At 37.1% G+C, this 11,579-nt stretch carries 11 protein-coding genes; 6 read left to right on the plus strand and 5 right to left on the minus strand.

Translation table 11 applies throughout. The features are described from left to right. Positions 1–19: 19 nt before the first annotated feature. From A5889_RS04050 to citG, 3 genes are all read left to right on the plus strand, one after another. A complete protein-coding gene (locus tag A5889_RS04050; RefSeq protein ID WP_087641343.1) occupies positions 20–1,363 on the plus strand; it encodes a CitMHS family transporter in 1,344 nt (447 codons plus the stop codon). Between the two features lie 110 nt (positions 1,364–1,473). After that, a complete protein-coding gene (locus tag A5889_RS04055; protein ID WP_087641342.1) occupies positions 1,474–2,178 on the plus strand; it encodes a GntR family transcriptional regulator in 705 nt (234 codons plus the stop codon). Continuing rightward, positions 2,162–3,049 (plus strand): triphosphoribosyl-dephospho-CoA synthase CitG, encoded by an 888-nt coding sequence (citG, locus tag A5889_RS04060; RefSeq protein ID WP_087641341.1) that lies wholly within the window; start codon positions 2,162–2,164, stop codon positions 3,047–3,049. Before A5889_RS04055 ends, citG begins: the two co-directional genes overlap by 17 nt. Before the next feature lie 94 nt (positions 3,050–3,143). On the opposite strand, the gene A5889_RS04065 is transcribed toward citG, so the two are convergent. Continuing rightward, positions 3,144–3,881, minus strand: a complete 738-nt coding sequence (locus tag A5889_RS04065; protein ID WP_087641340.1) for a response regulator transcription factor — start codon at positions 3,879–3,881, stop codon at positions 3,144–3,146. Between the two features lie 109 nt (positions 3,882–3,990). Between A5889_RS04065 and A5889_RS04070 the strand changes: the two genes are divergently transcribed. Both A5889_RS04070 and A5889_RS04075 read left to right on the plus strand, forming a co-directional pair. Next, positions 3,991–5,838, plus strand: coding sequence for a sensor histidine kinase (locus A5889_RS04070; RefSeq protein WP_087641339.1), 1,848 nt, complete (start codon positions 3,991–3,993; stop codon positions 5,836–5,838). A 127-nt stretch (positions 5,839–5,965) separates the two neighbouring features. After that, entirely contained in the window at positions 5,966–7,183 is a 1,218-nt protein-coding gene (locus A5889_RS04075) for a YdcF family protein (protein ID WP_087641338.1), read from the plus strand. A gap of 87 nt (positions 7,184–7,270) precedes the next feature. On the opposite strand, the gene A5889_RS04080 is transcribed toward A5889_RS04075, so the two are convergent. The 3 genes from A5889_RS04080 to A5889_RS04090 form a co-directional block, all read right to left on the minus strand. Further along, on the minus strand, positions 7,271–7,612 hold the full coding sequence (locus tag A5889_RS04080) for a hypothetical protein (RefSeq protein ID WP_087641337.1): 342 nt from the start codon (positions 7,610–7,612) through the stop codon (positions 7,271–7,273). Continuing rightward, the gene (locus A5889_RS04085; protein WP_087641336.1) at positions 7,609–8,907 is read right to left on the minus strand and encodes a Y-family DNA polymerase; all 1,299 of its coding nucleotides are present in this window, start codon (positions 8,905–8,907) and stop codon (positions 7,609–7,611) included. The genes A5889_RS04080 and A5889_RS04085 overlap by 4 nt, the downstream gene beginning before the upstream one ends. Before the next feature lie 95 nt (positions 8,908–9,002). Continuing rightward, positions 9,003–9,452: a MepB family protein gene (locus A5889_RS04090; protein WP_087641335.1), complete on the minus strand. Its 450-nt coding sequence runs from the start codon at positions 9,450–9,452 to the stop codon at positions 9,003–9,005. A gap of 194 nt (positions 9,453–9,646) precedes the next feature. On the opposite strand from A5889_RS04090, the gene A5889_RS04095 reads away from it, so the two are divergent. After that, positions 9,647–10,684 carry an AI-2E family transporter gene (locus A5889_RS04095; RefSeq protein ID WP_087641334.1) on the plus strand — a complete coding sequence of 346 codons (1,038 nt, stop codon included), beginning with the start codon at positions 9,647–9,649 and terminating at the stop codon, positions 10,682–10,684. 378 nt (positions 10,685–11,062) lie between these two features. Here A5889_RS04095 and A5889_RS04100 read toward each other — a convergent pair whose 3' ends face one another. Continuing rightward, positions 11,063–11,578, minus strand: a complete 516-nt coding sequence (locus A5889_RS04100) for a DUF5067 domain-containing protein (RefSeq protein ID WP_087641333.1) — start codon at positions 11,576–11,578, stop codon at positions 11,063–11,065. Position 11,579: the final 1 nt, after the last annotated feature.

The following is an 11,579-nucleotide window of genomic DNA, read 5'->3' on the forward strand; positions in this document are numbered from 1 at the left end:
ATCAAAGGAGAGAGAAAAAATGTTACTTACTGTTTTGTCTTACGTCATGATCATCGTCTTTATGTTTGTGATCATGAAAAAGAAAATGTCACCGTTTACAGCACTAGTTTTGATTCCACTGATCTTTGCACTGATAGCCATCTTCACTGGTGTTTCAAACAAGGGATCCATCGGAGACTTTGTAATGGAAGGAATCAAGACAACTTCTACTACAGGTATTATGCTCTTGTTCGCGATTCTTTATTTTTCAATCATGTTGGATGCCGGTCTATTTGATCCGATCACCAAAAAGATGATCCACATTGCCAAAGGTGATCCAATGAAAGTATTGATCGCAACTGCGGTTGTTGCTGCTGCTGTTTCTCTTAACGGAGACGGAACAACGACTACATTGATTTGCTGTTCAGCTTTTATTCCTATTTATAAAAAACTGGACATGAAATTGATGAATTTGGGTGTTTTGGTTATTTTACAAAATACGATCATGAATTTACTACCATGGGGCGGACCTACTGCTCGTGCAATGAGTGTTTTAAATGTTGGAGCAGAAATTTTAGCTTATCTGATTCCTGGTATGATCATTGCTCTTTTATATGTCATCTTCATCGTTGCTCCTTCAATGGGTCGAAAAGAACGTGCCCGCTTAGGTGTCAAACAGCTAACAGATGCTGAAATCGATGAAATGACAACTGTGACAGATGAAGAAACATTAGCGATTCGTCGTCCAAAAAATTGGCTATTCAATGCTATTATGACAATTGGCTTGATTGCTTTATTAGTAACAGATTCATTTGTTGGACTTGGTTTACCACCGTTATTCTTATTCTTGACCGGTACGGTTATTGCTTTGATGGTCAACTATCCTGTTTTAAAAGATCAGTCATCACGAATCGGGGCTAACGGCGGAGATGCTGTTCAAGTAGTTATATTAGTCTTTGCAGCTGGTGTCTTCATGGGCTTGTTCCAAGGAACTGGTATGGCAGATGCATTAGCTCAAAGTTTCACAAAAATCATTCCGGATCAATTAGCTGGCTTCTGGGGCTTAGTGATCGCTTTGATTTCAGCACCAGGTACATTCTTTATTTCAAATGATGGTTTTTACTTCGGCGTACTGCCTGTGTTAGCAGAAGCTGGACGTGCGTATGGATTTACAGATATGCAAATGGCGTTAGCATCATTGATGGGGCAAGCGTTCCACTTATTGAGTCCATTGGTTGCCTTCATTTACTTGTTGCTTCGTTTAACTGGTTTAGATATGGGACAATGGCAAAAAGAAGCAGCGAAATGGGCATTGGGAATTTTCATTATCTTTGTTGTAACAATTGTTCTAACTGGACATATGCCGTTATACATTCCTCAGTAAGGACACTGTCATGCACAAAACTTTCTTAGATTTCTTAGCACTTTTTAAGGAATCTAAAGGAAAAGAAGTGTATATTTTTCCTACTATATCAGCAAAAGGAGTACTGGAAAATGAGTACAATATCAGAGGCTGTCGGAAAAAATCTAGATTTAAGTCTTAATGAGCCGCTAAAAGAGTTGGTTTACAAAGCATTTCGCAAAACAATCATTTTAGGAGAAATTCAAGCTGGACAGCGGATCAACGAAAAAGAATTTTCAGAAGTCATGAATATCAGCCGCACACCGATCCGCTATGCTCTGCAAAAACTGGTTGAAGAAGATTTAGTCGATCATGTTCCCGGTGTTGGTATCATCGTTAAAGGAATATCTATCAATGATGCACATGAAATTTATGCCATCAGAAAATCATTAGATGTATTAGCTACCTTGACTGCGATGAATGAAATGAATGAAGCGGACTTTGAAGAGTTGAGAGAATTGTTAGAGGAAACTGAACGGTTGAATGAAGCAAATGAAATCGATCAAGTGCTGCAAAAATTTTCAGACTTCAATGAATTGATCTATGAAAAAAGCCAAATGCGCCGACTCAAATCGATCGTAATGAAACTTAGAGAATATTTGATCTATTTCCGCGATATCTCTATTCGCTCAAAAGAACGTCGGGATAAAGCTTTGAAAGAACATTGGCTGATTTACTATTGTATGCTGAATCAAGAAAAAGAGCAGTTGGAATTGCTAATTACGGAGCACCTAACCTATTCACAGTCCTTTATCATCAAAGAAATGGAAAAACATTTAAATGACTCAGATAACTAAGCAGGAACTCCTTAAAAAAATTAGTAATTTTGCTTTACAGTCTTTGCTTTTTGAAGCTGCTTTATATCCTAAACCTGGCCTAGTTGATCCTATCAGTTCTGGGGCTCATAAGGATATGGATTACGGAACTTTTCTTGACAGCAGCCGAGCTCTGGCACCCTTTTTCACTGATTATCTTGAACTAGGTCTAGCACATCATGGAACACCTGAAGCTTTGTTTCAAAAGGTTCGTTCAACCGGTCAGTTGGCCGAAAAAGAGATGCTCAAAAAAACCGAAGGAGTCAATACTCATAAAGGAGCTAATTTTTCTTTCGCATTGATTTTAGCCAGTATTGGAAAGCTGCTTCAAAAGGAACAACTGTCGCTCCCTTTTTCCGAAGCTGATACCAAAGCTATTTTTGACTATACGAAACAAATGACAAATAAACTTGTTGCTCAAGATTTTTCAAACCTAACAAAGAAAAAGGAACTGACGAATGGTGAAAAATTATACCTCGATCATGGTTTTACCGGTATAAGAGGCGAAGCGGCTGCTGGCTATCCTTCACTTCAGGAAACTGCTTTGCCCTTCTTGAGACAAAGACAGTCGCTAAATGATAGAAAAACATTTCTGTTTTTACTCCTGTCTTTAATGGCAAGTGTCGAGGATTCTAACTTGATCAACCGCGGAGGGATCGATGCCTGGCAGCAGGTCAAAAAAATGGCAGCACAACAGGCACGATCTCTTTCAGAAGACTCTTCTATTGATGAATTGGAGCGTAAGCTGGTCGCCTTTGATCAAGCATTGATCCGTGATCATCTGAGTCCGGGAGGCTCTGCTGATTTACTTGCATTAAGCTACTTTTTCGGTCAGCTGGAAGGACTTGTTTAAACGTTAATTAGAGGCTAAGAAAAAGGCAGACACTAAAAAATAAAGCAGCATTCACAAAAATGAACGAATCACTTTTGTGAATGCTGCTTTATTCTCAAGAGTCAAAAGCTTTTGTCTCAGCCTCTTTTCCTTCTGGATTGAACAGATAACCGATACCCCACACAGTTTGAAGATACTTCGGCTTTTTAGGATCATCTTCAATTTTATTGCGTAAATAGTTAATATACACCGTGATCAAGTTCTTATCGATTTCACCATCATTCCATACATTAGCATAGATCTGCTCCTTACTGAACACTTGCTGGGGATTTTCCATAAAGAACAAAATCATCATGATCTCCTTAGAGGTCATATTGACTACTTCACCATTTTTACTAAATTGATATTGATGTTTATTGAAGGAAAAAATACCTTCCGTCAACGTTGCTTCTTCACTATGTTCTCTTAGCGTCAGTAATTGCTCCGTTCGATTCAATGTGCTAATAACTTGAGCTCTCAACACATTTGGTGCAAACGGCTTTGAAAGGTAGACATCGCCTCCAGATTCTAAGCCGCTGATAATATCTTGTTCGCTTTTCTTCCCGCTGACAAAAATGATCGGTGTCAACGGTTGATGCTCTCGAATCAATTGAGCTAAATGATAGCCATCATTTTCGTGCTCCAAACTAACATCTAAAAGAAACAACTGGAAATCGACCCGCTTCATGATCTCGATAGTTTTTTCGATCGTATCACTTTGATAAACCAGTAATCCCGTCGACTGTAGTGATTTCCAGATCAAACGGCGAATTGCCGGATCATCATCGACCACTAAGATTTTTTCGTTTCGCACGATATACACCCCATTGTCCATTTTACATACCTATACAATAGCCGAATTGTCTTCAAATTTCAACTTGAACTTGTTATGATATGAACATACTATGAAAGGAGTTATCCAAATGAAACGTACAAATAAGATCGTGAACCTTATGATCATAGCAATGACGCTTTTTATCATCGTCTCCGTATTTTTTGCGATCCGCGGCTTCTCAGTCATTCGTAAAACAACGACTGCTAGCGGTCAAGATTTTCTTTTACAATCAACTGAGTATGTCGGCAAAGTGATCCAGCTTTCTATGAAAAACCGTCATCAAGCATTGAACTATTTGGCTATTGACGGAAATTTAAAAAATAGTGATGATCCTGCCGCCTATTTAAAAAACAGCCAATCCACCCTAACGACTTTTTTCGATTCATTGAACGGAGAAGCTGATGCTCTTTTTTACATTGATCCTAACGGAACACCGATTTACGCCTTTCATTGGGACTCAGAAAAAAAGACTGTAACGATCGCAGATACTCAAACTATTCAACCTTATATCAATCATGATTTATCTCTGAGACAGTTGTTAGATAAGCCAACAGCGCAAAATAGTGCTTCTTATTTTATTGATAAAAAAGCGTATCTTAATTTTTATCAGGAAATTAAAACAGCAGATGACAAAATCGACGGCTATCTGATTTTACCGCTGCATTTACAAACGTTCTATCAGAATTTTCTACAAGATTTTGAACTAGATTACAAAGGTTATCCGATGATCAAAGATCAGTCGATGACAGTCGTTATGCATCCTGTTGCCGAGCAGGTCGGTTTGGATATCGTCACAGACCGTGAAAAAATTTATCCTGATCTAGACTACTCTGACTTAAAAAAATTAGAAAAATACCAACTAAGTCATTCTTCTGGAAAATTGACCTATAAATCTTATTGGTGGGATGAAGACGTTCCTAAAGAAGTTTTGAAAATCAGCGCATTTGAGTGGATCGATGTCGGCTTAGCTCATTGGGTCGTCGCAATCAATGCTGATTATAATGAACGAAACGATGATATCATCAATTTTGTCATCATGCTCTCCTTGCTTTTAGTCGTCCTGCTTTTACTTGTGGGTATCTTTTCTCTATTTATTCATAATTTTAGAAAAAAAGAACGCATCGAAGAAGAAAACAAACAGCTGATCGAAAAGCAGCAGCAACAAAAATTACAGCATCAATTAGAATTAGAGCTTTATCAGCGGAATAAGATGGAAACAGTCGGTTTACTGACGACTTCTATTGTTCATGACATGAATAATTTCTTGACACCGATCATTGGAAATACGCAACTACTTTTAGAAGAATATTCTGATGATCCAGTACTAGAAGAAGATTTAGAAGATATTCTCCATTCTGCACAAAAAGGCCAACAATTGTCGGCCAATGTCCTGCGCTTTTCTAAAACACAACAAAGCGTACAAGAGTGGCTGGATGTTTCTGCTGCGATCGGTGTTGCGACACATTTGATCAAAGAGATCATCCCTAAAAATGTTCAATTATCGATCTCGATTCAAGAAAATCTTGGTACAGCTAAATTTGAAGAAATCGATGTCCAAAATCTGATCTATAACTTGATCACAAATGCATACCAAGCGACCAAAGAGCAGTCAACGATCCCTAAAATCCAGGTCACTGTTGCTCCAACATCTAAAGAAGTTGCAGAAGAAATCAAGAAAGACAATATACGAATTCAATCAGAAGAACATTTTGTCACTCTGGAAATTACTGATAATGGTCCAGGAATTCCTTCTGACATTAGAGAAAAAATCTTCGAACCGTTCTTCACGACAAAATCTGCTGATGAAGGAACAGGTCTTGGTTTATTCGCAGTAGCTTCTATCATCGCCAAATATGAATGGTACTTGGATGTTCAGTCAGAAACAAATCAAGGAACAACTTTTTTGATCATTCTTCCTGTCCGTCCACCACAATAAAAACTATTTTTATCGCTAAAACGTTGGATCAGTTTCTTTATGCAGCGGATTCAACGTTTTTTAGTATTGTTTTTACCTGATTTTCGTTATACTAAAGAAGATATCAGTTATTAAAGGAGTTTTTATTATGGGGACTTATTTTACGATCATACTTGGCCTGATTTATTTGATTGGTGCATTCATTATTCCAAAATGGCGCAAAAACAAAGTAGACAAAGACTGGAAGTTTTTTGAAGTCCTTTGGTTTTCAATCTGCTTTATCTGTTATGTCATATTTTTAGAAATTCGACTACCTTCTTACTTCTTTTTGATTCCCTCTCTATTTCTTACCATTTTTTTGGTTAGTTACTTTAGAGAAAAAAGACGATTGGTCAATGGCTTGCTGTTCAATCTATTTTTGGCAGTAGGCATGAGTTATCTGGGCTTTTTAGTAGTCCGAACAGTTAATCCTTTATTAGTAGTGATGGCGGGAGCTACAGGCATCTTTTTGCTTTTATTGTTACTGATTGGTCTATATGCGTTACTTGTTTTTTTGTATTGGAATGCGATTGTTGTTTTAAGAAAAGAAGGTCATTCATTCGCTAACTTATTGACGCTACTTTTAGCTATTGGTTTGACTGCTCTTTTGATTTTTAGTTATTATTCTACTAGTATTTTACCGCAATGGGCATTGACTTTATTTGGTATTTTTCCAGCTATATTGCTCTATTTTTCAGTTGTTTTTTACAACTTTTTAACGATTTCGGTCATCTATCAATTTAATCAACCTAGGTATAATCAAGATTTTATCATCGTACTTGGTTCTGGTTTGATCGATGGGAAAACAGTGCCTCCTCTTTTAGGAAATCGGATCAATAAAGCGATTCAATTTTACCAAGCTCAAAAGGCAGCAACACAACGAGCACCTAAAATCATCATGTCTGGTGGAAAAGGAGATGATGAGCATTTGGCTGAAGGAGCTGCCATGAAGGCTTATGCTTTAGAAAAAGGAATACCAGAACAAGATATTCTCGTTGAAGCAAATTCTAAAAATACTTTGGAAAATATGAAATTTTCTAAAGAAATCATCGAGCAGTCTGTCGGTTCGACTGCCTATCGAGCGATTTTTACAACGAATAATTTTCATTTATTCCGTGCAGGTATGTTTGCTAAAATGGCTAACCTAAATGCGAATGGTGTCGGCGCTAAAACAGCTTTCTATTTTTTACCTAATGCCTTTTTACGAGAATTTATCGCAATCGTTGTCATGAGAAAACGTCGGCATATGATTATTTGCGGATTGATTGTATTGGCGATGATCGCATTGACTCTATTTGATTATTTTTATGTAGGTCCTGTTTCTTAAAAACTAGACTAAAACAAGGCTAAAGAAAAAAGCAGCTCCGAGAATCAGAAGGAGCTGCTTTTTTCTTGTGTTTATTCGCTCGCGTTTTCAACTGATATCTACATGCCTGATTTCATCGTATCCAACTTTTTGATCAGAAATGTAGATGCCTAACTCGTCATGTCCTTTTATCAACCCTTTAATGTCTTCACCATAGTTTCCTTCACTGTCTAATTCTTCTTTTTGAATAGCCACAAGAAGCTGCTCTTGAAAAGCTTTAGCTAATACAGCATCAATTTCGATCCAGCTCATTTGTACTTTTTGTTCGGGTGGTCGTTTGTTTTGTTCTTTAGCAATAATTGCTGTGTGCTCAGATAAATAAAAGCCTGCCCACTTCTTCATTTTTCGATCTTGGTATTGTTCAAAATAGTAATCTCTTTCCTTGCTCATTCTAATCCCTCCAATCCTCCAGCGTGACCGCCAACCAATGACGCTCTAGAAATTGCTGTACCACCTTTTGTCATTGAACTTGCATGAACTAAAGAAACATAGCCAAAGCGTTGACGGATATCATCGATCACATGATCCAGCTCCAACTCTTTTAACTGCTCTGTTGGTTCGTGAAATAAATCCAGTTGAACATAAGTATTGTAGTTTAGTTTGGAATAAGTGATTCCAATATGTCGGATTTCCTCACCTCTCCAATACTGTCTAAAAAGCATCAAACAGTATTCAGTCAAAAGCTTACTACTATTGGTCAATGGTACTTTCATTTGTCTAGAGAATCCAGTATGAGGCTGCCTGGTTCCTCTAGAGGCACCGACAGATAGATGGACACATTCAGTTTGGCAATGTGCTTTTCTAAGCCTCGCTGCAACTTGATCGGCCATTTCACGAATCACCACCTCGATTTCTTCCTGTTTCAAGTAATCCCGCATCAAAATTTGAGAATTATTAAATGATCGTTCTTCTGGTATGTATTTTTCAGAGAGGCGACTGCGGTCGATTCCATGCGCATGCGCGTAAAGCTGTTCACCAATGATCCCCAAATTCCTTTTTAGCTTATTGATATCTGTGTGAGCAAGCTCATAGACTGAACGAATACCCAAATTATTCAAGCGTTTTTCCAGTCGATGACCTATTCCCCACATTTCTGTTATTGGTTCGATTGTCCAAACTTTTTTACGAACATCTTCATAATGCCATTCAGCTAACCGCTCATTAGTATGTTTCGCTTCGATATCCATGGCCAATTTGGCCAACAACGGATTATCTCCAATTCCGATCGTGATGTAAAGCCCGGTTTCTTTTTTGACTCGTTTTTGAATGGCTCTTGCTAATTCGACCGGCGATTGGCCAAATAATTTCCAACTGGCAGTTACATCTAAAAAAGATTCGTCGATCGAGTAGATATGCAAATCTTCATCTGCTACATATTCAGAATAAATCTCATTGATTTTCATATTTTCCTTGATGTATTCATTCATTCTAGGAGGAACAATTTCAAGCGCAGGATGATTGGGAACATCGTATTTTCTCGTTACGTTTGTAATTCCCAAGACCTCTTTCGCTTTTGGAGAAGAAGCTAGTACTAAGCCCCCAGAATTTTCAGCATGACTCATCACTACGAGCATTTTTTCAAGAGGATCATACCCACGCGCAACACATTCCACAGAAGCATAAAATGACTTGACATCTATACAAAAAATCGTTCTTCGAGGTTCTCTTTCATACTCAAAAAACATTATGATCCACTCCTTGTTTCAGCTCATCCTCTTTAGTTGACTGATTCCTTTTAGTAAATAATCGGCTGCATTTTTGTTTTTCCTTTACCTTTTTTCTATAAGTCAGTGTCTGAATAGTCTTTAAAATAATTCAATTGCCATTTTTGTGTACTCTGAGCTGTTCGATTTAATCCTGAACACCAAGGCGGATAAAACCGCATAGCCATCTTTCCAACCTGATCTTTCGTTGATAAAATTTGCTTTTCAACTGCCGCATCTTTAGGGATGATAAATAGTCCTTTTTTATTAGAATCACGTATGACGATCACTAATTTTTCTGGGCTATTTTTAGCTTGAAAAGGTCTGTTTTTTTGTGTTTCATCCTTTTCCCAAAAGGCAACAAAATACCCAGTTTTCTTAGGCGTCTTTTTACCTAATCTACTTCTGATCCTGATATTTGGCTCACTAATAGTAAATACTGCTCCTTCATATTCCTCATTCTGTTCTTCGTAATCACATCGTTCAAAATGGGCAAATTCTCTTTTTAAAATATCCATTGACTGCATGACGGCTTCCTTCTCCTATTTAAATTGTACTACCAAACCAATTATACGAACGTACGTTCTTTTTGTAAAGGGGAACGATTCTTTAAATTTACTAACCTTATTATTTTTTTCAAATTATCGATAAAATTGCTATCTTAAAAAGAAAAAAAGCTTTATAGTTATCTTACAAAGTAGTTGCTTAAGGAGTGAAGTGTGTGTCTTTTTATGAAAAATTTGTTCAAAATATCCGTTTAAGACGTTTTTTTGTTTTAGCAGTCGTTATTTTTATTTTATTTTTAGCTAGAAGTATGATCACAATGATTTTGTTGACATTTATTTTTACTTTTTTAGCGCTTCACCTAGTGAAATGTATACAGCATTTTCTTAAAATACCATCGCTTATTCTGGTTTTGATCATCTATTCTTTGATTGTTTTTTTCGTTTATCTGATAATAACCAACTATGTGCCAATCTTAGCGAAACAAACGGTTCAAATGTACAATTCTGTTGTTCATTTTTATCAAAATCCTGATAATAATGATAATCAGTTGCTTATGATCATCGATGATTATCTGGAAAAGTCAAACCTTACTGCACAGATCCAAAATGGTGCTAGTATGCTCTTACGTTATGTTCAAGATATTGGTTCACTTGGGCTGTCCGTCGTTCTTTCTTTTATCTTAAGTTTCTTTTTCATGATCGAAAAAAAACAGATGGCTGATTTTTCTAAATTATTTCTTAAAAGTGATTTTGATTGGTTCTTTCAGGACATTTACTATTTTGCAGATAAGTTCGTCAATACCTTTGGTGTCGTAATGGAAGCTCAATTCTTTATTGCCGTCGTCAATACTGTCATTACGACGATTTGTTTGGCATTGATCGGATTTTCTCAGCTTCCTAGTCTGGCGATCATGATCTTTATTTTAAGTCTGATTCCTGTAGCAGGTGTGATCGTTTCTTGTATTCCCTTGAGCTTTATCGCCTATTCTCAAGGCGGGATCAATGATGTGATTTATATTTTAGCCGTCATTCTTATCGTCCATCTATTTGAATCTTATGTCTTGAATCCAAAATTCATGTCCAGTAAAACTGATTTGCCGATTTTTTATACATTTGTCATCTTATTGATCAGTGAACGGCTTTTTGGTGTTTGGGGACTGATTGTTGGTATTCCGATTTTTACTTTCTTTTTAGATATCTTAAAGGTCAAACCGATCCATTCAGCGAACGAACAACTAGACGATTCTATATAAAAAGGGTCTGGGACAAAACTCTGTGAGTCAAATCCTAGACACCTGGAATCCGGATAAACGGTGAGATCAGAAGCAATCCCTTCGGAAATAAGAAAGAATTCACAAAAATTTAGAAAACAATTTTCGTGAATTCTTTCTTATTTCTCGGGATTAGACACTTCTGTCTCAACCTCTTTTGTGGCTTTAGCAGGTTTTTGTACTTGGAAAATCAGTCAGGAAGCAAAGACTAATTGATTTCGGACTAAATAACTAGCTTGTTTCAGCTACCTGTCCAATATCCCAATACACTGCCATATATAAGGAAAATCGATCCCTTTGCTTCCTCTGAAGCGAAAACTAGACTGTTCCTTTTCAAGAACGCTAGCTGAACCACCCTTTTTATTGTAAAATAAACTCTTTAGACAACTTTTCTTTATTACTGAATAATTTCGTTGCCTCTACAGAAACAGGCGCACTTAAATCACTTAACTTATAAGGTACTTTTAAATTCAATGTTGCTCCCGGCTGAATTTCTGTCATGGAATCTACATATCCCTCTTCAGCCATGATTGCCAATTGCAATGCTGCGCCATTTTGGAAAGCTTTCGTCGTGATCGAGGTCAAAAACATTGCATTTGTATCGCTATTATTCGTAAATTCATACTCCACGACACCAACATCTGCGCCACTGTAATCTTTAGCAAAAGTAAATTCCTTGATCGCTACGTGATAATCACCTAAATCACCAGCATCTGTCACTGCAGGCGCTTCTGACTCTTTGTTTTTGACAACCGTACTTGTCGTTTCTTCTTTTTTTGCAGGCGTCTCTTTTTTTTCATCAGACCCCATATTGACTAACACTCCACCCACAACTAATACACCAATACCTATCAAAACGATTTTCTTCATGTTCATG

Source organism: Enterococcus sp. 9D6_DIV0238 (genome assembly GCF_002174455.2).
Classification (GTDB): Bacteria; Bacillota; Bacilli; order Lactobacillales; family Enterococcaceae; genus Enterococcus_L; species Enterococcus_L dunnyi.